We start from the raw sequence: 20,333 nt of genomic DNA, 5'->3' as shown, positions 1-20,333 counted from the left end.
AGGAATCGCCCGAGGTTTTTATGAGAACAAACAATGAACATTTTCGACAAGGTCGCCGAGGCTGTCATCAGCCGGGGCGATCTGGCTCACCTCGCCCTTTTCGTCTGGGCGAGCGGGGCTTCCACGTTGCTTGCCATGACCCTTCGCGACCTGTTCGCGGCCAACCGGCGCTTCGATGAGTTCGTGCGCGAGCTGTCCCTCTTCAACCGCCGTCATACGGGAGAACCTTCATGATCCGATCCTCGCCCCGTCCTGCCCGGAAGCCCCGATCCGAGCGAAATGGGCAGAGCCTCTCATCGCTCGTGTTCCGCGACTTCGTGCGGCAGCTCGAAAAGCTCGACGCCAAGCCGCCCAGGCCTCCTCGTGGAGCAAGGGCATGAAACCTGGGGCCATTCCCATCACGCAGGAGATGAAGTTTCTCGGCGAGCCCCTGAATGCCGTCGATGTGGACGGCATGTTCGAAGGTTATGCCAGCCTGTTCGGCGTGGCCGATCTCGGCAAGGATGTGGTCATGCCGGGCGCGTTTGCGGAAAGCCTGAAGAAGCGCGATGCGAGTGCGGTGAGGCTGCTCTGGCAGCACGACCCCGCAACGCCTATCGGCCGCTGGCTCTCCATCGAGGAGGACCGGCGCGGCCTTCGGGTGCGCGGCAAGCTCAACCTCGCGGTCGAGCGGGCGCGGGATATTCACGCGCTCATGCGCGAGGGTGCGGTGGACGGCTTGTCGATTGGCTTTCGGGTGGAGCGGGCGAGGGCGGAACGGCCGACCGGCTTGCGGCGGCTCGAAAAGCTCGACCTGTGGGAGATCTCCGTCGTGACCTTTCCGATGCTGCCGGGAGCGCGCGTCGAGACCGTCAAGCAGATGCCGAAAAACCTAGCCTCCTCCATTCGCGCCAGCGCGGCTCGATTATTTTCCTGAACCTTGGCCAAGCGTGCGCGTTACATGCAAGCCCGCGGGGATGCGGACGCTGCGGGCGATGCCCGTGATGCCGTCCGCTTTCCCGGGAGGTTTTTCATGAAGAAGCTCGCTTTCGTCGCCCTCATCGGCCTGGCGGCCGCGGCCTGCACCACCACTGAGGAACGCGTCGGCGGCGCTGCGGTCGGCGCCGGTGTCGGCGCTGTGGCAGGCCCGCCCGGTGCGATCGTCGGCGGAGCCGTCGGCGCTGCCGTTGGTCCGACCGTTTCCAACAATGTGGAAGCGAACACGCGCCGCGCTCGCCGCCGCTAATCAATTCCCGTCACCGGGAAGCAATGGGCCCGCCTTCCGGCGGGCCTTTTTCGTTGAAGCCCACCCATTTTTTGAACCCTTTGGATTAATATGATTCCTGTTGTCGAAACTAAATCCCTCTCCGACGACGTCTCGTCGGCCTTCGAGGATTTCGCCCGCGCCTTCGAGGCCTTCAAGGACACCAACGATACGCGCCTGTCGGAGATCGAGACGCGCCTGTCGAGCGACGTGGTGACGGAAGAAAAGCTCACCCGCATCGATGCCGCGCTGGACGACGCCAAGCGCCGCCTCGACCGCCTGGCCCTCGACCGCTCCCGTCCGCCGCTGGGCCGCGACGACGCTCCACGCGATCCGGCCCGCAACGAGCACAAGACGGCGTTCCAAGCCTATATGCGGTCCGGCGAGGCTACCGGCCTGAAGCGCCTGGAGGAGAAGGCACTCTCCGCCGGTTCCGGTCCGGACGGCGGCTACCTCGTTCCCGATACCGTCGAGACGGAAGTGCTGCGCCGCCTCTCAGGAATTTCGCCGATCCGTGCGATCTCGTCGGTGCGCGTAATCTCCGGCGGCCAGTACAAGCGTGCCTTCTCCACGACGGGTCCGGCCACCGGCTGGGTCGGCGAGACGGCTTCCCGTCCTCAGACCGCAAGCCCGACGCTTTCCGAGATGAGCTTCCCGGCCATGGAGCTTTATGCCATGCCGGCGGCTACCCAGACCCTTCTCGATGACGCGGTGGTCGATATCGACCGCTGGATCGCCGAGGAAGTCGAAGCAGCCTTCGCGGAGCAGGAGAGCGCCGCTTTCGTGAATGGTGACGGCGTCAACAAGCCCAAGGGCTTTCTCGCCTCGGATATCGTGAAGGACGATACCTGGAGTTGGGGCAAGCTCGGTGCGGTGCATACGGGTGGCGCAGCGTTTCCGTCGAGCAACCCGTCCGATGTGCTGGTGGAGCTCGTCTATGCATTGAAGGCCGGCTACCGCCAGAACGCTTCCTTCGTCATGAACCGCAAGACGCAGAGCGCGATCCGCAAGTTCAAGGATACGAACGGCCAGTATCTCTGGGCTCCGCCTGCAAGCCTCGGGCAGTCCGCCACGCTCATGGGCTTCCCCGTGGTGGAGTCCGAGGACATGCCCGATATCGCAGCGGGCGCCTGCGCCGTCGCCTTCGGCGATTTCAAGCGCGGCTACCTGATCGTCGACCGCGCGGGCATGCGAGTGCTGCGCGATCCGTATTCCGCGAAGCCTTACGTGCTGTTCTACACCACCAAGCGCGTGGGCGGCGGCGTGCAGGATTATGCGGCGATCAAGCTCTTGAAGTTCGCGGCTTAAGCAAAAAGTGGGCGGGATCAGCGTCTCGCCCATGCTCCGTCGGCAGCTTGGAGGTTGCGCATGGCCTGACGGATCCAACCGAGATGCTCCACGATGGGCGTCACGGCCGTTAGGCCTCCGCAGGCGCTGGGCGAGCGTGTGCGAAACGCGCCGCTCGACCAACTGATGATGCCGTAAAGCAGATAGCTGTTCGGTGTTTCAGCCAGAATAGGCCCGCCGGAATCGCCCCGGCAGGCGCCCGCGCCGCTGGTTTCGGCCAGCCGATCGCGGTCCACAACGATGAGGACGCGATTGGCAACCTCGATCGGCCCAAGGGAGACGAGGTTCGCCTGCCGAAGGACACGCGCGGTTCCTCTTCTGCTTTCAGCCGAGACGCCGAAGCCTGCGATGGTCACCTCGTCGCCCACGCCGATCCTGCCGGACAGGGTAGGATCGAGGGGCAGGAACTCGGAGCCGAGAGGCCGCTCAAGCCTCAGGATCGCCAGATCGACTCCGGGCTGCGTGCGCGGCGTCGTGCCGGTCACGAAGCTGGGATGGGTCGCCAGGGCGACGACCCTGACGCGCTGCGGCTTGAAGGCCCGATTGACCGCGGTGACCCGATAGGCTGCCGGATCGGTGACGCAATGGGCTGCCGTGAGAACCAGGTCCGCTCCGATCAGAGCGCCGGAGCAAAGCTCGCCCAGGGAATTCTCGATGGACACGACCGAGCGCCGCAGCCCGTTGGGATCGCGCGACGGCGCGCCCAGCAGAACCGCTTGCGCGGAACTCGTCATAATGGTGAGGGCGACAAGAATGAAAAATGGAAGCGCGCGCATCTGGCAATATGGGGAGAGAGGAATCGTTACGTATGGGAAGGACTGCTAAGGTAAGATAGTTCCACTCGCCCGCAAATTTCCAGCGTTAGTTGCCGCTCCACAACGCCGCGCGATTCCAGCCTTTCAGCGTACTGTCGATCCATTCCTTCTGTGGGCCCAGGAGAATGCCCTGCGTGGCGCCTCCGCAGCTCTTGCCGCGTGACGGCGATGACCAGGATGTGATCGCGGCGACCGAATTTCCCGATGCCATCGGCCCGCCGGAATCGCCTTGGCAGGCTCCCATGGCGCCCGAGCCCTGGGCCCAGAGCAGGATTTTGCTGGGGCCATAGGGCTCCATCACGCTCAGATGAGCCGTGCGGAACGTGCCCGTCGTCTTGGCGTCGCCCTCGCGTGCCAGCCCATAGCCGCCAATGAGGATCGTTTCGTCCTTGGCCGGCTTGGCCGCGGTGAGCGTTGCCCGTTCGAAGCGCTCAGGGAATGTCTCCGGAATGCGCACGAGGGCGAGATCGATGGAGCGCTGCCGAGCCTCGATAGCCTTTGCGTTGTAGCCGGGATGCACGGCTTTGCCGGCTGGCTTGATCAGCACCGGCTCGCCGGTCTCGTCCCGGAAATGCACCCGATGCTCGTCCGCGCCCGTCACGCAATGGGCGGCGGTGAGCACAACGTCGCGCGCCACCACGACGGCACTGCAGACGCCGCCATTCGAACTCAACACCATCACGCTCTGGCGGGCGAGGGGGCCTTGGTCCTCGGCCCCTCCGACGATGGCCTTCGCCCCTGTCGCGGCCAGCGGCAGGGCAAGGAAGAGCGTGATCAGACGATTCATCATGGAAGGATTCCTGTTTCGATGATCCCGATATTCGTTGATGGCCCCGCCGTCGAGCCCATAACGCTGCCCGAGATGAAAGCCTATCTCCGCATCGACCACGAGGCGGAGGACGATCTGATCGCCGGGCTCATCAAGGCCGCAAGGCTCGTGGTGGAAACCGCCTCGCGGCGGGCTCTGATCGAGCAGCGCTGGCGGGTTGTCATGGATCGCTGGCCTGATGGCGGCAAGGTGAGGCTGCCGGTTGCGCCCTTGCTCGCCGTGGACGGCATCAAGGTGCTGGATGCCGATGGCACGGCTACGGACGTTCCGGCCGCCTCCATCGATGCGGATGCCGTGAGCGATCCGCCAGGCATCGCGGTTGACGATGCGCCTCAGCCCGGCAAGGCGAGACACGGAATCGAGATCGAGCTGCGCGCAGGCTTCGGCTCCACGCCCGATGCGGTTCCCTCTACCTTGAGGCTCGCGATCAAGATCCTCGTCGCCCATTGGTTCGAAAACCGAGGCGACGTGGCGGGCGAGCAGATCCTGCCGCCTCAGGCGATGGCGCTCGTGGCTCCGTTCCAGCGGGCGCGCCTCTGAAGCGCTGCACTCCATCAGAGCCCCACGCCCTGCGGAGCGGGTTTGCTTGCGTCTCGAAGGGCAAGGCGTCGCCAATCCGCATTCGAGCTTTCGTCGAGATTTTGCTTCGCGGCTTCTCAAGATGAGGGCTGCGCTTTGCCGATGTTTTCTTGAGTTGTTACGATGAAATCAAAATCATTGCCCATCGGCGCACGTTCGCGCCGGTTCGTTCTCGAAGTGCCTCTCGAGAGTCCCGACGGGTTCGGTGGGGTCATCCGCTCCTACAGATCTGGGCCGCAGCTCTGGGGCGCGATGGAGATGCTCTCCGGTTCCGAGCGCGTGCGTGCCGACAGGCCCGAACAGGGCCTGACGCATAGGATCACCTTGCGCTACCGCGATGGAGTGACGGGCGCCATGCGTCTGACTTCGGGCTTGCGCCGCTTCGCCATTCGCGCGTCTTCCGATCCGGATGGCTCGCGGCGCGATCTCGTCTGCCTCGTCGAGGAGATCAAGTCATGACGAGTCCGATCCTCGCCCTGCGCCGCGCGATCATGGATGCATCGTCAGTGGATGCGGAGTTGGCCTCGCTCATGGGCGGGTCCGTGCGCCTTTACGATGAGCCGCCCCGGAATGCGGAGCCGGTTTATGCCTTGTTCGGCGATGTGGAGGCTAAAGATTGGTCGACCGATACGGACCGCGGACACGAGCAGGTCCTCTCCCTTGTGGTGTGGTCGGAGCGGGGCAGCGCTCGCAGCGGACTGGCAGCGGCTGAACGCTTCGCAATGCTGCTCGATGATGTGCCGCTCGCCCTCGACGGCCATCGGCTTGTGAACCTGCGCGTGACGGCAATCGCATCCCATCGCGACAAGGACACGCAGCTTTCCCGGGTCACTCTTCATCTGCGCGCCGTAACCGAGCGTGCTTGAGCCTTTGCTCATTTCCAGAAAGGACTTCTTCATGCCTGCTCAAAAGGGCAAGGATCTGCTCATCAAGATCGGCGACGGCGGCAGCGGCTTCGTCACCGTGGCGGGCCTTCGCACCCGTCAGATTTCGTTCAATGCGGAAACCGTCGATGTGACACACGCGGAATCCGCTGGGCGCTGGCGTGAGCTTCTGGCCGGCGTCGGCGTGCGCCGCGCAGGCATCACAGGCTCCGGCGTGTTCAAGGACGAAGCGTCGGATGCGCGCATGCGCCAGGTGTTCTTCGACGGCGATATTCTCACCTATCAGATCATCGTCCCCGATTTCGGGCGCATCGAAGGACCATTCCAGATTACGAGCCTCGAATATCGCGGCGATCACGCGGGCGAGGTGACTTTCGAGATAGCCTTTGAATCAGCCGGTGCGCTGACATTCGTGGCGCTGTGAGGGTCGGCGACATGGCTAATAGAAGACGAGGCGAAGTCGCGCTGCAACTGGGCGATAAACGCTACACCCTTTGTCTGACGCTCGGCGCTCTTTCCGAGCTGGAGGAGGCGTTCGGCGTCGACGATCTCATGGCTCTCGCGGAGCGCTTCGGCACAGGCCGCTTGGCGAGCCGCGATCTCTTGCGATTGCTCACTGTCGCTTTGCGTGGCGGCGGTCATGATGTGAGCGCGGTGGATGTGGCGAGTCTTCCCCTCACGGAGGGCATTGAGCCCGTGGCATCGGCTATCGCCGATCTTCTCATCGTCACCTTCGGCGCGGACACATCGTCAAACCCTCTGAATCCGCAGGGCGCATGAGCGAACAGCAGCTCTTCCCCTGGGAAGACGCGATGATGCTGGGCTTGAGCGTCCTGCGGTGGAGTCCCGATCAGTTCTGGCGCGCAACGCCGCGCGAACTGTTCGTGGCGTGGGAAGGACTGAGCGGCGGACGAAGAGTTGAGCCGGTGGTTGGCAGCGACTTGATGCGGATGATGGAGGCTTTTCCGGATGCCAATGCGAGCAGTTAGCTCCATCGTGGGAGCTGATTGCTCATGCAACGGAGGTTGCAGCCTTTCAAAGAGAGATCAACGTGTCTGATTCAAAGATCTCTATCAGGAAAGCTTCTCTTCCGTTCTGATGTATTTCGCTCCCTTGAGCTCGAGACACGTCAAATAGATTTCCTTCCACTCAAGGTGACGGACCAGACCAGGTTCTTGAGAGGCGACTGCTTTGCGGGCTTCGTAGTTGCATTCAAGCCGCATGCGTTCGAATTGAGAATCGCTAATGCCTGGCCTTTCAAAGATATCGACGGTTGCCTTTTGGGGCATGCAAGCACTTAGAAAAACGATGCTGCATGTCGAACACATCACAAAAAGAGAGAGTTTTATGGCAGACGGAGGAAAAGCTCCTGATAGCATCATTTCCAATGCAGTCGCCGAAGATCGCAAACGCCAGCTCAACACCCTCATAGGGCTCTCCGAAAAATTCGGTGACTCTTTGTCCAATGCTTTCGCGAAGAATATTGCCGAGGGCAAGAAATTCGACGTTGTTATCAAGAAGGTGCGTGAGTCTCTTGTGGAAACAGGGTTGCGCTTGGCTTTGGCACCTCTGCAGATGGCTTTGAGCCAGAGCATAAAGGGCATGACTTCAGGCGCTATGGGTAGTTCGCTGCCTATGGGCGGCGGCGATCTATTCGGCGGCCTTTTCAAAGGCATAGGCTCGGTTTTCAGTTCTCTTTTCGGTGGCGGAGGTGCGGCCTCAGCCACGCCTTTCGCGAAAGGCGGCGTGTTCTCGCGCGGCATGGTGATGCCGTTCGCGCAAGGAGGCGTCGTGGGAGCGCCGACTTACTTCCCGCTCGGACGCGGTCTCGGCGTGATGGGCGAGAAGGGCGCGGAAGCCGTGATGCCGCTGGCTCGCGGGCCTGACGGCAAGCTCGGCGTGCGCTCCGGCGGAAGCGGGCCTGGGGCCTCCATCACGGTGAACATCTCGACGCCGAATGCGGAGAGCTTCCGCCGGTCAGAGGCGCAGGTCTCCGCCGCGTTGGCGCGGGCCGTCGCGCGTGGCCAGCGAGGGATGTAGTTTGGCTCAGGCGCTCTCGTTGTCGAGCATCGCCATGATCTCATCCTTGATCTGCAGGCGGCGACGCTTGAGCTCTTCCTCGACCTCTTCCGGCTTCGGCTCAACCCGCGTCTCCACGCGGTGAATGGTGCGGTTCAGCTCGTTGTACTCGTCATAGAGCCTGCCGAAGCGATTGTTGCTCTCCTTGAGCTGGCGGATCCGGTCGACCTTGTCCGGGAAGTCTTCGAGGAGGTCGTTGGGGGCGTTGCTCATCGCCGGGCGTCTCCTTGTTGAATGTCCTGCTCGCACGACAACGCCAGGCGCTCTTTTTTCGTTTCAAATCTCAGAAGGATGGATCATGGCATCCGATTTCCATGAGGTCCGCTTCCCCCTCGACGTCAGCTTAGGGAGTCGGGGAGGGCCGGTGCGGCGGACCGATATCGTCACGCTTGCTTCCGGCCGCGAGCACCGCAACAGCCGTTGGGCCTCCTCCCGCCGCCGCTACGATGCGGGTCTGGGCGTGAGAAATGTGGATGCGCTGCATGCGGTGATCGCCTTCTTCGAGGAGCGGCGCGGCAAGCTCTACGGTTTCCGCTTTTGCGACCGGACCGATTGGCGCTCCTGCCCGCCCTCGAAGGACCCGACTGCTCTCGACCAGCGCATCGGGGCGGGTGACGGCACGACAAAGACGTTCCAGCTCGTCAAGATCTACGGCTCGTCTTTCGCGCCATATGTGCGCACCATTGCCAAGCCGGTGGGCGGATCGGTGCGGGTGGCCCTGAACGGCGTCGAGCAGCCAGTGGGCTCCGCCTTCAATTGCGATCCGGCGACCGGCCTCGTGACATTTCCTGTTCCGCCTGCTGCTGGAGCTGCGATCACGGCGGGCTACAGCTTCGACGTGCCCGTGCGGTTCGATACGGACGAACTCGACATCGACCTTTCCACCTTCGAGGCGGGGGGCATTCCGCAGATCCCGCTGATCGAGATCGTTCCTTAAGGTTTCAAACCCATGCGCAACATTCCTTTGAACCTTGCGGCTCATATGGCTGACGGGGCGACGACGCTTTGCCATTGCTGGAAGCTCATCCGCCGTGACGGCGTCAGCTTCGGCTTCACGGATCACGACCGCGATCTCGATTTCGGCGGAACCGTATTTGCCGCGCGTTCCGGCCTGGAAGCTGCCGAGGCGACAGCCGAACTCGGCTTCGTGGTAGGCGGTGGCGAGGTTTCCGGCGCGCTCATGTCGGCAGGCCTGACTGAAGACGACATTTCCTCGGGCCTCTATGATGATGCGAGCGTGGAAACCTGGCTCGTGAACTGGAACAATGTGGAGGAGCGGCTGCTTCTCGACATCGGCTCCATTGGCGAGATCCGCCGATCCGACGGCAGCTTTATCGCTGAGGTGCGGGGCCTCATGCATCGCTACGACGAGGAGCGCGGGCGGCTGTTTCGCGCAACCTGCTCGGCGGATCTGGGTGATGCGAAGTGCAGGGTGAACCTCTCGTCGCCTGCCTATGCCGCGACGGGCGCCGTCACGCGCACCGATGGCTTCCTCGGCATCGCCGCCTCCGGCATCGATTTTGCCGATGGCTGGTGCACGGGCGGGAAACTCACGTGGCTCAGCGGCAGCAATGCGGGCGTGTCCGTTGAAATCAAGGTGCACCGCGCAATCGGCGGCACGGACGAGTTCGATCTCTGGCAACGCGCGCCGCAGGCGATTCAAGCGGGCGACACATTCCGCGTGACCGCGGGCTGCGACAAGACCCATGGCATGTGCCGCAGGAAATTCCGGAACGTGGCGAACTTCCGTGGCTTCCCGCACATGCCTGGCAACGATTTCATCATCCGCATGCCGCGACAGGGCGAGCCAGGGCTCGATGGCGGGAGCTTCTTCAAATGAGCGATGCTCTTTCCTCTCGCGTCGTCACCGAGGCGCGCTCCTGGATCGGGACGCCTTATCGCCATCAGGCATCGCTGAAAGGCGTCGGATGCGACTGCCTCGGCCTGCTGCGCGGAATCTGGCGTAGCGTGATGGGAGCCGAGCCCGAGCTGCCGCCGCCTTATTCGCCCGATTGGGCGGAGGCCGGCGCGGACACTCTTCTCGCCGCGGCCCGAAGGCACCTCATCGAGATTGATGTCACGGCATTCGCACCGGGTGACGTGCTGCTCTTTCGGTGGCGCGACAACCTTCCGCCCAAGCATTGCGCCATCGCGACGTCCGCCAGCACCATGATCCATGCCCACGACGGCGCCTCGGTTGCAGAGGTTGCCTTCGCTCCCTGGTGGCGGCGCCATCTTGCCCATGCCTTTCGATTTCCGGAACACTGATCATGGCCACACTCGTTCTTCAAACCGTGGGCTCCGTCGTGGGCGGCATGGTGGCCGGGCCGCTCGGGGCCATGGCGGGCCGTGCGCTGGGCGGCCTGGCGGGCGCTGCCATCGACAATGCTCTTCTGGGCGGCGGCGACACGAAACACGTGGAGGGGCCGCGCCTCAAGGAAATCGAGGGGCTCACCTCGACGGAGGGCGCAGCCATTCCCCGCGTCTATGGCCGCGCGCGGATCGGCGGACAGCTCATCTGGGCCACGCGCCTGGAAGAAGTAGCAAATACCAAGACGGAGCGGTCCGGAAGCCAGGGCGGCAAGGGCATGGGCGGCCCGAAAACATCCACCACCACCTATTCGTATTTCGCCAATCTCGCGGTCGGGCTCTGCGAAGGACAGATCGCTTTCGTCCGGCGCGTGTGGGCGGACGGACGCGAGATCGATCTCTCCACCATCACCATGCGCGTGCACCGCGGATCGGAGACGCAATCGGCGGACCCGCTGATCGTGGCGAAGGAGGGCTCCGATCTCGCGCCGGCCTATCGCGGCCTGGCCTATGTGGTCTTCGAGCGCTTGCCACTCGCGGATTACGGAAACCGCGTTCCGCAATTTTCGTTCGAGGTGGTTCGGCCCGTAGACGGGCTCAACCGGATGATCCGGGCCGTCTGCCTGATCCCGGGCGCGAGCGAGTTCGGCTATGACACGCTTCCCGTCATGCAGGTTCTCGACCTCGGAAAGACGAGCCCCGAGAACCGTCACCAGTTGCGCAACGCCAGCGATGCGATGGCCTCGCTCGATGCGCTGGAGGCTTTGTGCCCCAACCTCAAGCGCGTCTCGCTCGTCGTCAGCTGGTTCGGCAGCGATCTCAGGGCGGGCTCATGCCTGATCGAGCCCCGGGTCGATACCAAGACCAAGACGACGGATGGCGCGACTTGGTCCGTGGCTGGTTTGACGCGTGATCAGGCGAAGGTGGTCTCGCTCGTTAAGGGGGCGCCTGCCTATGGCGGAACGCCCTCGGATGAATCGGTCATCCGCCTCATCAAGAGACTGAAAGCGAGGGGCTTCGAGGTCGTTCTCTATCCCTTCGTGATGATGGATATTCCCGCCGCCAACACCCTGCCAAACCCCTATGGCGGAACGGGGCAACCCGCCTATCCCTGGCGCGGACGCATCACCTGTCATCCCGCGCCCGGAGAGCCGGATACACCGGATGGAATGAGTGCGGCCGCAAGTCAGGTTGGGCAATGGTTCACCCGTTCCTGGGGCTATCGCCCGTTCGTTCTTCACTATGCAAATCTTGCGGAGAAAGCCGGAGGAGTCGATGGCTTCATCCTGGGGAGCGAGCTGATCGGCCTCACGCGCGTTCGCTCCGCTCCGGGAAGCTATCCGGCCGTGCAGCAATTGAATGCGCTGGCCGGTCAGGTGCGCGGCATTCTCAGGAAATCCACGCAGATCGTCTATGCGGCCGACTGGACGGAATACGGCGCGCATGTTCTCGGCGGAGGAGCGGAGGTGCGCTTCCCGCTCGATCCGCTTTTCGCAAGCGCCGATATCGATGCGGTCGGGATCGATTACTACCCGCCCATCTCCGATTGGCGTGACGGTCCCGGCCACGCGGATCTGGCCGAGGGTCGCAGCATCTACGACGTGGACTACCTGCGCGCCCGGCTCGGAGCAGGCGAAGCCTTCGACTGGTATTATGCCAATGCCGCCGAGCGCATGTCGCAGACACGCAGGCCGATCTCCGATAGAGCCTATGGCAAGCCCTGGGTATTCCGCGCGAAGGATCTCGTCTCCTGGTGGACCAATCCGCATGTGGAGCGATACAACGGCGTCGAGACGTCACGCACCGCGTGGGTTCCTAAGTCGAAGCCGATCTGGCTCACGGAGATCGGAATCCCTGCCGTCGACAAAGGGCCCAATGGCCCGAACGTCTTTCCCGATCCGAAGTCGTCGGAATCCGCCTATCCGCCATTCTCGCGAGGGGTGCGGGACGATCTCGTTCAGACCCGTGCCCTGGAGGCGATCCTGTCCCGGTTCGATCCGGCGCAACAGGGTTTTTCCTCCGCATACAATCCTGAATCGCCGCTTTACGACGGTCGCATGGTCGATCCGGCGAATGTCTTTGTCTGGGCATGGGACGCGCGGCCTTTCCCAGCTTTTCCCGATTTCGACATGGTCTGGAGCGATGGGCCCAATTGGGAGACGGGGCATTGGATCACCGGCCGGATCGAGGGCGCGCCGCTCGACCGTCTGATCATCGGCATCCTCAAGGATTTCGGCTTGAGCAATCCTGGCGCGATCCAGGTCGACGGTTTCGTGGACGGTTATGTCATCGACAAGCCCATGTCGGCGCGCGGAGCGCTCGAGCCGCTCATGCGCATGTTCGGGATCGAGGCGGCCGTCAGCGGCGGCACGATTGCGTGGAAAGGGCGCGGAGGGCGGGGGATCATCGCCCTGACCAAGGACGATCTGGTGATGAACGAGGGCGAGCCCTCGCTGAAGCTCACGCGCTCGCAGGAGACGGAGCTGCCGCAGCAGGTGGAAATCGGCTACACCGATGGCGAGTTGGATTACCGCCGCGCAGCTGTGGCGTCCCGCCGTCTGTCCGGATCGAGCCGCCGGGAAGCCCGCGCGGATTGCGCGATCATCACGCGACGCGCCGAGGCGCAGCGTCTGGCGGATACCTGGCTGCAGGATCTCTGGGCGGGCCGGGAAGGGGCTGAATTCGAGCTGTCGCCCCGCCGGATCGAGTTCGAGCCCGGAGACGTGGTTTCGCTTCCCACCGATGCGGGGCCGAAACTGCATCGGGTGGTGCGGATCGCCGACGGGGCGACGCGAAAGGTGAGCACGCGCGCGGTGGAGCCTGCCGTGTTCGAAAGGCCGGGCTCCGCGATCGAGAAGCCGGTGCGCCGCCCGCCGGCAGTTCCTGGAAAACCGCAGGTCGTTATCCTCGATCTTCCCGCCGCCATCGGCGATCCCGTACCCCTGCAATACATGGCGGTTGCCGCAAATCCATGGCCGGGCGCGGTGACGATCTGGCGCTCGGGCAATGGGGCGAGTTTCACGCCACACCGGATCGTCGATCTCCCGGCAGTAGTCGGGCGAACGAAGAATGCGCTTCCCGCGGGACCTCTCTGGCGATGGGACGCACGGGCCGTTCTCGATGTCGAAATTTCTTCGGGGGCCATTGCCTCCCTTGATGACGAGACCACGCTCGCCGGAGGCAATCTGTTTGCCGTCGGGGGAACGGACGGGCGCTGGGAAATTCTCGCCGCAGCGCGTTCCGAGATGATCGGGGACCGCACTTATCGCCTCTCACGGCTCCTGCGCGGCTTGGCGGGAACGGAACCGGAGGCGGGACGTCCCGTGCCGGAAGGCGCTCTCATCGTCCGTCTCGACGAGGCGGCCGCGCCTCTGACGGTCGATCTCGCCGATCTCGGACAGACCTGGCGCTACAGGGTGGGGCCCTCGGGGCGAGACCATGCGAACCCGGCCATGGCGGAGATAACGGCAACCGTCAGCCGAGAGGCTCTCAAGCCTTTTGCGCCTGTCCATGTGACTCTTCAACGAGACGCGGAGGGCATGCGCATCGCATGGGTTCGACGGGCCCGGCGCCACGGCGACGGCTGGGAAGCCGTTGACATTCCTCTCGCAGAAGACGTCGAGCGCTATGAGATCGACATCCTGAAAGCGGGAAGCGTCATTCGTACGCTCACAAGCTCACAGGCCTTCGTGCATTATCCGCCAGAACAGGAGCTCGCGGATTTCGGAGCGCCTCAAACGACGCTCAGTCTTCGTGTGGCGCAAGTCAGCGCCGTTGTCGGCAGAGGCTTCGAGAGAAGCGTCGTGCTCCCGGTTCTCTGAAGTTTTTTCCACTCGTTCATTTCACGGCACATTCATCGATGACCTCAACGCCTCACTTGGCCTTGCCGCTGCTTGCAGCGGCGCAGGCTCAAAAGCATGTCACGCATAACGAAGCCATCGCGGCTTTGGACGCTCTCGTCCACCTCGCCGTGAAGGAGCGCGGTCGCACGTCTCCTCCTGCAACTCCAGCCGAAGGTGACCGCTATCTCGTCGGCGCAGGCGCAGCGGGGGCCTTCTCAGGTCAGGAAGCCAAAATAGCTCTCTTTGACCTTGGCTCCTGGCGTTTCTTCTCTCCTCGGGCAGGCTGGAAAGCCTATGTCGAGGCGGAGGGTGCCATCGTCGTTTTCGATGGCGCGGAATGGCAGGATATCAGGCAATACTGCAATGTGCTCGATGGGCTCGATCGCCTCGGGATTGGAACGGCTCCCGACGATTTGAACCGCCTCTCCGCAAAGCTCAATGCGGCCTTGTTTGCTGCGTTGAGTGCGGATGAGGGAGGAACGGGCGATCTGCGCTTCGTCCTCAATAAATCCGGCGCGGCCAATGTTCTCTCGCAGCTTTATCAGCGCGGCTTCAGCGGGCGTGCGGAAACGGGGCTGATCGGCAACGACGATTTCAGTATTCGCGTCTCGCCTGATGGATCACGCTGGATCGATGCTCTCTCCATCGACCGGGAGACAGGCGTCGGAACGCTGCCGCAGGGGCTTTCGAATGTGCCGCGGCCCAACCTGCTGATCAACAGTTCCTTCGTTGTGAACCAGCGCGGCTTTGCAGGCGGATCGCTGGCAGAGGGCGTCTACAGCTTTGACCGCTGGAAAGGCGGGGAGGGTGGTTGCGCGCTTACCCGTGCGGCGGATGGAACCATCACGCTGACCGGAGCGCTCGACCAGGTTGTCGATGTCGTGCATGCCTCGGCGCTGCTCGGCGTCGCCAATCTCGCAGGTATGGCTCTCACCATCTCTGTGCGGGATCCGTCCGAGCCTCTGCCTGTCGTCATCGGCACGAAGACGGCGACGATCCCCTCGGGATCGGGTGTCCGTTCTGCGACGGTCGTTCTCGACGAAGCCGAGACGGGGCATGTCACGGTCCGGCTGAAGCCTTCGAGCCCATGTTCCTTCAGGCATGTGAAGCTCGAAGCTGGCGCATATCCGACGCCATGGATCGGCGAGCCGCTCGACCGCGAGGAATTTCACTGCAGGCGCTATTATCAGATGCTGCCCTTCAGCGGTTCATCGCCGAAAATCTTGTGCGCGTTCGGGCAAAGAACGGCGAGCAACGTCATCGATATTCCGTTGAGCCTGTCCACGCCCATGCGTGCCAGTCCGGCCCTGGAGACGAGCGCGGCCACTTGGGTGACTGCCTCACCTGTGGGAAACCAGATCGCTTTTTACAGCAACAGCAATGCGGCCTGGCTGTCGCTCGGCGGCACTCTGACGTTCACGACGAACCTGCCGGCTGGCTCGTCATGTCTCGTGATGAGGCTGCAGGCGGGTTCCGCCTTCAACGGGTCGGCCGGCTCTATCGGAAATCTTCATCTGGGGAATTCCGCCTTTCTCGCCCTTCAGGCCGAGCTCTGAGCATTGCCATGCCAGCGTCTTCATCTTTCGAGACAGCCCTCGCGCAAGTGCTGAAACACGAAGGCGGCTTCGTCTGGCATCCTCAGGATCCGGGCGGAGCTACGAATTTCGGGATCACGGTTCAAACGCTGTCTCGCGCTCGCGGGCAGCCAGCTTCTGCCGAAGATGTCCATCGGCTCACGATGGGCGAGGCATCGTCCATTTACCGCCGGTTCTATTGGGATGTTCTCTGCGCCGACGAACTCCCCAGAGGAGTCGATCTCGCGCTCTTCGATTTCGCCGTCAACTCCGGTCCCCGGCAGGCAGTCATGATGCTCCAGCGGGTTCTCGGTGTCGAAGCCGACGGCCTGGTTGGACCCATCACGCTTGAGGCCGTTCGACGGGCCGATGCCGTCGATACGATTCGCCGCCTGACACGCAGACGCCTCGGGTTCCTCTCCCGCCTCGCCATCTGGCCCGTCTTCGGGCGCGGATGGCGCAGGCGGGTTCTCCACGTCGAGCGGGAGGCAATCCTGCTCGCGTCCTCCTTCACTCCTCAACACGGAATATCCAACATGATCGATACCAAGGCCATTCTTGCCAGCCGCACCATCTGGGCCAACCTGATCGGCCTCGTCGCCGTAATCCTCGGCCTGTTCGGTTTCGAGGCCTCGGCTCTCAGCGCAGGCGCTTTTCAGGAGGCTCTGGTTCAGTTCATCGCGGCAGGCAGCTTCATCGCCTCCACAGTCTTCCGGATCCTGGCCACGAAGCAGATTACGAACTAGACTGGACATTCAGGCTTTGTTCAGTGCGGCAAGGTCATAAGGCGGGCATGCGTCTGGTTTGGCTGATCATAGCGATGTGGGGGATGATGGGTGTTGCGTCCGCGCAAAGCGCGACGGCGGCGCTCAAGAATTGCCTCCCGCCTCGGGAAATGCAGCAGGCTGTGGCCTCCAAAGGCGTCGTGGCGCCGGCCTCGGCCGTCATGACGGCCCGTCGCCAGGTTCCGAACGCCGATGTGGTGCGGGCAAGCCTCTGCCGCAGCAGCGATACCCTGGTTTATGTGATCATGGCCTTGCAGAAGGATGGGCGTATCGTGCAAGTGACGATCGACGGCTCCTCCGGACGCGTAAAATCGGTCCAGTGAAAAGAAAGCTCGAAACGTGCGCCTTCTCGTTGTCGAGGATGACAGAACCCTCAATAAACAGATCGTGACCGCCCTCGAACAGGCGGGCTATGCGGTCGATGCTGCTTTCGATGGCGAGGAGGGGCAGTTTCTCGGGGATACCGAGCCCTACGACGCCATCATCCTCGATCTCGGCTTGCCGAAGGTGGACGGCGTATCCGTTCTCACGGCCTGGCGCCGGGAGGGCCGGAAGATGCCCGTCATCATCCTCACAGCCCGCGACCGCTGGAGCGACAAGGTTCAAGGCTTCGATGCCGGGGCCGACGATTACGTGACCAAGCCTTTCCACATGGAGGAGCTACTGGCTCGCGTCCGCGCCTTGCTGCGCCGGGCCACCGGCCATGCCACGAGCGAGATCGCCTGCGGCCCGGTGAAGCTCGACACCCGCTCCGGGCGTGTGGCGGTGGACGGGAATCCGGTGAAGCTCACCTCGCACGAGTACCGGCTCCTGTCCTACCTCATGCATCATATGGGCCGCATCGTCTCCCGCGGCGAGCTGACGGAGCATCTCTACGATCAGGATTTCGACCGTGACTCGAACACGATCGAGGTCTTCATTGGCCGCCTGCGCAAGAAGCTCGGGGTGGATATCATCCAGACCGTTCGCGGCCTGGGCTATCTCCTCGATGCGAGCCAGACACAGACGAAATCGTGAGGGGATTCCGCCCGATTCTTGACCGTTTCGCAAGCCGGCCCATTGCGGTCCGGCTTGCCGTTTCTTCAGTCTTTTGGAGCTTCGCGATCCTGCTCGTGGCAGGGCTCATCCTGCTCACGCTTTACCGCGACAACACGGAGAGGGCATTCGACCAGCGCCTGCTGGTCTATGCCAATACCCTGGCTTCGAATCTGGTGGCCCCCGGCGATCCGGACCGCGACCTCGGTCCCATCGGCGACCCGCGCTTCGAGCTGCCTCTGTCCGGCTGGTACTGGCAGGTGGCGCGGCCCAACGCCAAGCCGGAAGAAATCCGCTCCTCGAAATCCCTGTTCGGCGGCCAGGTGCCGAGCCTTGCAGCCACGGTCGACAACCGCTTCGGGCAGATCCGCCGCGGCTACGGCAAGGCCCCCGACGAGCGGAACCTGCGGATCATCGAGCGCGACATCGATCTCGGCGAGGATGGCCGTTACATCATTCGGGTTGCGGGCCCCGCCGATGAAATCGATGTGGGCGTACGCGATTTCCTTTTCGCGCTAACCGTGACATTCGCGCTTCTCGGCTTGGCTCTCGGCTTCTCGACCCTTCTGCAGATCCGCTTCGGCTTGCGTCCGCTCGCCAATCTTCGCAGCGCTCTCGGCGCCATCCGGCGCGGGGAGGCCGAAAGGATCGTGGGCGAGTATCCTCGTGATATTTCTCCGCTCGCAAGCGAGCTGAACCTGCTGCTCGATACGAACCGGGAGATCCTGGAGCGGGCCCGCACTCAGGTCGGGAATCTGGCCCACGCCCTCAAGACACCCCTCAGCATCGTCATGAACGAGGCGGAGAACGCCCCTGAAGAGGTTGCGTCCAGAGTACGCGAACAGGCGGCCCTGATGCGTGATCAGGTGAACTACTATCTCGACCGTGCCCGTGCAGCGGCTCTGGCCGGCACGCTGGGAACGCTCACCGATGTTGAGCCCGTCATCGGCGGCCTCGCCCGCACCTTCGCCAAGATCTACCGGGAGAAGGAGCTGGCGGTTGAGCTAGCCATTCCCCGCGACCTGCGCTTCAGGGGGGAGAAGCAGGATCTGGAGGAGATGGCCGGCAACCTGATCGACAACGCCGCCAAATGGGCCTCTCACAAAGTCGAGATTTCCGTCGAGATCATCCGCGAGGACGATGACCGTCCGCGCTTCCGTCTGCTCATCGACGATGACGGGCCAGGCCTTCCGGAAACGGCGCGGGCCGAGGTGCTCAAGCGCGGCCGACGTCTCGACGAAACCAAGCCCGGCTCGGGCCTCGGCCTTTCCATCGTCACCGACCTCGCCACCCTCTATCGAGGCTCGCTCAGGCTCGAAGAATCTCCCTTGGGAGGCCTGCGAGCCGTGCTCGAGCTCCCGGGGGATAGAGGTTAATCCTATGTATTTTTACGCGTGACACCGTGCCACCGTCGTGCTTGACGAGGACTCGGGGTAATTAGGATTTTATGGTGATCTGGATCATACTCTTGCTGATGACGGCGGCAGCCGTGATGGCGGTGCTTTGGCCCCTGTCGCGCCACCGCGCATTTTCTGCGCAGCAGCTCGATCCGGATATGCAATTCTATCGCGAGCAGATCGCAGAGATCGAGCGCGATCGGGAGCGCGGCGTGCTCCTGGACAGCGAAGCCGAGGCCGCCAAGGCGGAAGCCGGACGCCGTCTTCTGCGCGCCACGGGAATGACATCGGATACATTCGCGGCTCTTGGAGAGCCTGCTCTGCGCCGCCGCAGAGCCGCATCGACTCTGGCCTTGTCGATGATCCCCATCATGGCTCTCGTCATCTATGGTGCCTACGGCTCGCCACATCTCATGGCTAATCCGCCTCAGCGTCAGGCCGAACAGCCGGGCTCCAATCTCGACCTCATGACTGCCGTTTCCCAGATCGAGGCACATCTGGCGAAGCATCCTGAAGACGGTCGTGGCTGGGAAGTCGTCGCTCCCGTCTATTTCCGCATGGGGCGGCTGGACGATGCGGTAAAGGCCTATGAGACCGCCATTCGCTATCTCGGTCCCGGCGCGGAAAGGCTGTCCAGTTACGGCGAGACGCTGGTCCTCGCCAATGATGGCCTTGTCTCGTCCAAGGCACAGGCGGTTTTCGAGCAGGCCGTGCAATTGGACGCAAGCGCATTCAAAGCGCGCTATTATCTGGCTGTCGCCGCCGAGCAGGATGGCCAGCCCGAGAAAGCCAAGCAGGCTTACGCGGCGCTTCTTGCTTCCTCACCTGAAGGCGCGCCATGGGCCAATGCCATAAAGCAGCGCCTGGCCAGCCTCGGCGTGGAGCAGCCCGTTGCAGGGCAGCAGAATGCTCCCCAGATAGGGGCCGAAGACATTGCTCGCATGGTGTCGGGCCTCGCCGAGCGCCTCGAGACCCAGGGCGGATCTCCTGAAGAATGGGCGCGCCTGATCCGATCCTATACGGTTCTCGGGCAACGGGATAAGGCGGTGGCCACTGCTGCGCGCGCGCGGCAAGTCTTGGCGCAGGATGACGCTGGCCTGAAGACCATCGATGCAATGACACGCGAACTGAAACTGACTGACGCCGGACCATGACCAGAAAGCAAAGACGTTTGACCCTGATCGGCTTCGCAGGCGGCATTCTCGCGCTTGCGCTGGGTCTTGTGCTTTACGCCATGAACGACACGATCGTGTTCTTTAATTCACCGGCGGACATCCAAGCCAAGAATGTGCAGCCCGGCACGCGTCTGCGTCTGGGCGGTCTCGTGAAAGAAGGAACCGTGCAGCGCGGCGTCGATCAGCAGATCTCCTTCGAGGTCATGGACGCACAGGCCACCATGCAGGTGCACTACAAGGGACTGTTGCCCGATCTGTTCCGTGAAGGGCAGGGCGTCATTGCCGAGGGCATTCTGGAGAGCGCCACCGTCTTCCGGGCGGATTCCGTTCTGGCCAAGCACGACGAGAATTACATGCCGCGCGAAGTGGCAGACACCCTGAAGAAACAGGGGCATTGGATGGGTGAGGCCAACGCCGCGCCGAAGACACAGTAGTAAGG

25 protein-coding genes are annotated in these 20,333 nt (G+C 63.1%); 22 read left to right on the top strand and 3 right to left on the bottom strand.

Features of this window, described 5'->3' with window-relative positions; translation table 11 throughout:
• The first annotated feature begins 33 nt into the window (after nt 1-33).
• The 4 genes from BLP10_RS02210 (at nt 34) to BLP10_RS02195 (ending at nt 2,551) form a co-directional block, all read left to right on the top strand.
• A complete protein-coding gene (locus tag BLP10_RS02210) occupies nt 34-234 on the top strand; it encodes a hypothetical protein (protein ID WP_091129102.1) in 201 nt (66 codons plus the stop codon).
• A 142-nt stretch (nt 235-376) separates the two neighbouring features.
• Nucleotides 377-916 (top strand): HK97 family phage prohead protease, encoded by a 540-nt coding sequence (locus BLP10_RS02205; RefSeq protein ID WP_175493737.1) that lies wholly within the window; start codon nt 377-379, stop codon nt 914-916.
• A 96-nt stretch (nt 917-1,012) separates the two neighbouring features.
• A complete protein-coding gene (locus BLP10_RS02200) occupies nt 1,013-1,225 on the top strand; it encodes a hypothetical protein (protein WP_139165410.1) in 213 nt (70 codons plus the stop codon).
• A gap of 90 nt (nt 1,226-1,315) precedes the next feature.
• Entirely contained in the window at nt 1,316-2,551 is a 1,236-nt protein-coding gene (locus BLP10_RS02195; protein ID WP_091129094.1) for a phage major capsid protein, read from the top strand.
• A gap of 17 nt (nt 2,552-2,568) precedes the next feature.
• Here BLP10_RS02195 and BLP10_RS02190 read toward each other — a convergent pair whose 3' ends face one another.
• Both BLP10_RS02190 and BLP10_RS02185 read right to left on the bottom strand, forming a co-directional pair.
• Entirely contained in the window at nt 2,569-3,366 is a 798-nt protein-coding gene (locus tag BLP10_RS02190) for a S1 family peptidase (RefSeq protein ID WP_091129090.1), read from the bottom strand.
• An 85-nt stretch (nt 3,367-3,451) separates the two neighbouring features.
• A complete protein-coding gene (locus BLP10_RS02185; protein ID WP_425286925.1) occupies nt 3,452-4,195 on the bottom strand; it encodes a S1 family peptidase in 744 nt (247 codons plus the stop codon).
• A gap of 18 nt (nt 4,196-4,213) precedes the next feature.
• On the opposite strand from BLP10_RS02185, the gene BLP10_RS02180 reads away from it, so the two are divergent.
• From BLP10_RS02180 to BLP10_RS23455, 7 genes are all read left to right on the top strand, one after another.
• Nucleotides 4,214-4,774 (top strand): head-tail connector protein, encoded by a 561-nt coding sequence (locus tag BLP10_RS02180; RefSeq protein ID WP_091129088.1) that lies wholly within the window; start codon nt 4,214-4,216, stop codon nt 4,772-4,774.
• Nucleotides 4,775-4,936: 162 nt separating this feature from the next.
• The gene (locus BLP10_RS02175; protein ID WP_091129084.1) at nt 4,937-5,272 is read left to right on the top strand and encodes a phage head closure protein; all 336 of its coding nucleotides are present in this window, start codon (nt 4,937-4,939) and stop codon (nt 5,270-5,272) included.
• Nucleotides 5,269-5,679 (top strand): DUF3168 domain-containing protein, encoded by a 411-nt coding sequence (locus BLP10_RS02170; protein ID WP_091129080.1) that lies wholly within the window; start codon nt 5,269-5,271, stop codon nt 5,677-5,679. The genes BLP10_RS02175 and BLP10_RS02170 overlap by 4 nt, the downstream gene beginning before the upstream one ends.
• Before the next feature lie 31 nt (nt 5,680-5,710).
• Nucleotides 5,711-6,121 (top strand): phage major tail protein, TP901-1 family, encoded by a 411-nt coding sequence (locus BLP10_RS02165; RefSeq protein WP_091130068.1) that lies wholly within the window; start codon nt 5,711-5,713, stop codon nt 6,119-6,121.
• Between the two features lie 11 nt (nt 6,122-6,132).
• The gene (locus BLP10_RS02160) at nt 6,133-6,477 is read left to right on the top strand and encodes a gene transfer agent family protein (protein WP_091129078.1); all 345 of its coding nucleotides are present in this window, start codon (nt 6,133-6,135) and stop codon (nt 6,475-6,477) included.
• The gene (locus BLP10_RS02155) at nt 6,474-6,686 is read left to right on the top strand and encodes a phage tail assembly chaperone (RefSeq protein ID WP_091129075.1); all 213 of its coding nucleotides are present in this window, start codon (nt 6,474-6,476) and stop codon (nt 6,684-6,686) included. Before BLP10_RS02160 ends, BLP10_RS02155 begins: the two co-directional genes overlap by 4 nt.
• A 613-nt stretch (nt 6,687-7,299) precedes the next feature.
• The gene (locus tag BLP10_RS23455) at nt 7,300-7,737 is read left to right on the top strand and encodes a phage tail tape measure protein (protein ID WP_244510349.1); all 438 of its coding nucleotides are present in this window, start codon (nt 7,300-7,302) and stop codon (nt 7,735-7,737) included.
• A 6-nt stretch (nt 7,738-7,743) separates the two neighbouring features.
• Here BLP10_RS23455 and BLP10_RS02140 read toward each other — a convergent pair whose 3' ends face one another.
• The gene (locus BLP10_RS02140) at nt 7,744-7,989 is read right to left on the bottom strand and encodes an HP1242/YdcH family protein (RefSeq protein ID WP_091129065.1); all 246 of its coding nucleotides are present in this window, start codon (nt 7,987-7,989) and stop codon (nt 7,744-7,746) included.
• An 85-nt stretch (nt 7,990-8,074) separates the two neighbouring features.
• Between BLP10_RS02140 and BLP10_RS02135 the strand changes: the two genes are divergently transcribed.
• The 11 genes from BLP10_RS02135 (at nt 8,075) to ccmE (ending at nt 20,328) form a co-directional block, all read left to right on the top strand.
• Nucleotides 8,075-8,713 (top strand): DUF2460 domain-containing protein, encoded by a 639-nt coding sequence (locus BLP10_RS02135; protein WP_091129062.1) that lies wholly within the window; start codon nt 8,075-8,077, stop codon nt 8,711-8,713.
• 12 nt (nt 8,714-8,725) lie between these two features.
• Nucleotides 8,726-9,616, top strand: coding sequence for a DUF2163 domain-containing protein (locus BLP10_RS02130; protein ID WP_091129060.1), 891 nt, complete (start codon nt 8,726-8,728; stop codon nt 9,614-9,616).
• Nucleotides 9,613-10,044, top strand: a complete 432-nt coding sequence (locus BLP10_RS02125; protein WP_091129058.1) for an NlpC/P60 family protein — start codon at nt 9,613-9,615, stop codon at nt 10,042-10,044. The genes BLP10_RS02130 and BLP10_RS02125 overlap by 4 nt, the downstream gene beginning before the upstream one ends.
• Before the next feature lie 2 nt (nt 10,045-10,046).
• Nucleotides 10,047-13,907, top strand: a complete 3,861-nt coding sequence (locus BLP10_RS02120) for a baseplate multidomain protein megatron (protein WP_091129055.1) — start codon at nt 10,047-10,049, stop codon at nt 13,905-13,907.
• A gap of 38 nt (nt 13,908-13,945) precedes the next feature.
• Nucleotides 13,946-15,484 carry a DUF2793 domain-containing protein gene (locus BLP10_RS02115; protein WP_091129053.1) on the top strand — a complete coding sequence of 513 codons (1,539 nt, stop codon included), beginning with the start codon at nt 13,946-13,948 and terminating at the stop codon, nt 15,482-15,484.
• An 8-nt stretch (nt 15,485-15,492) separates the two neighbouring features.
• Nucleotides 15,493-16,248 carry a glycoside hydrolase family 108 protein gene (locus BLP10_RS02110; protein WP_091129049.1) on the top strand — a complete coding sequence of 252 codons (756 nt, stop codon included), beginning with the start codon at nt 15,493-15,495 and terminating at the stop codon, nt 16,246-16,248.
• A 47-nt stretch (nt 16,249-16,295) separates the two neighbouring features.
• A complete protein-coding gene (locus BLP10_RS02105) occupies nt 16,296-16,610 on the top strand; it encodes a PepSY domain-containing protein (RefSeq protein ID WP_091129047.1) in 315 nt (104 codons plus the stop codon).
• Between the two features lie 16 nt (nt 16,611-16,626).
• A complete protein-coding gene (locus BLP10_RS02100; RefSeq protein WP_091129044.1) occupies nt 16,627-17,304 on the top strand; it encodes a response regulator transcription factor in 678 nt (225 codons plus the stop codon).
• A gap of 14 nt (nt 17,305-17,318) precedes the next feature.
• Nucleotides 17,319-18,698 carry an ATP-binding protein gene (locus BLP10_RS02095; protein WP_091130065.1) on the top strand — a complete coding sequence of 460 codons (1,380 nt, stop codon included), beginning with the start codon at nt 17,319-17,321 and terminating at the stop codon, nt 18,696-18,698.
• A gap of 71 nt (nt 18,699-18,769) precedes the next feature.
• The gene (gene ccmI, locus BLP10_RS02090) at nt 18,770-19,873 is read left to right on the top strand and encodes a c-type cytochrome biogenesis protein CcmI (protein WP_091129041.1); all 1,104 of its coding nucleotides are present in this window, start codon (nt 18,770-18,772) and stop codon (nt 19,871-19,873) included.
• Nucleotides 19,870-20,328: a cytochrome c maturation protein CcmE gene (gene ccmE, locus BLP10_RS02085; RefSeq protein ID WP_091129037.1), complete on the top strand. Its 459-nt coding sequence runs from the start codon at nt 19,870-19,872 to the stop codon at nt 20,326-20,328. Before ccmI ends, ccmE begins: the two co-directional genes overlap by 4 nt.
• Nucleotides 20,329-20,333 lie beyond the last annotated feature (5 nt).

Origin of the sequence: Microvirga guangxiensis, from assembly GCF_900102135.1 — a bacterium.
Taxonomy (GTDB): Bacteria; Pseudomonadota; Alphaproteobacteria; order Rhizobiales; family Beijerinckiaceae; genus Microvirga; species Microvirga guangxiensis.
This window is presented reverse-complemented; position numbering and strand designations above follow the sequence as displayed.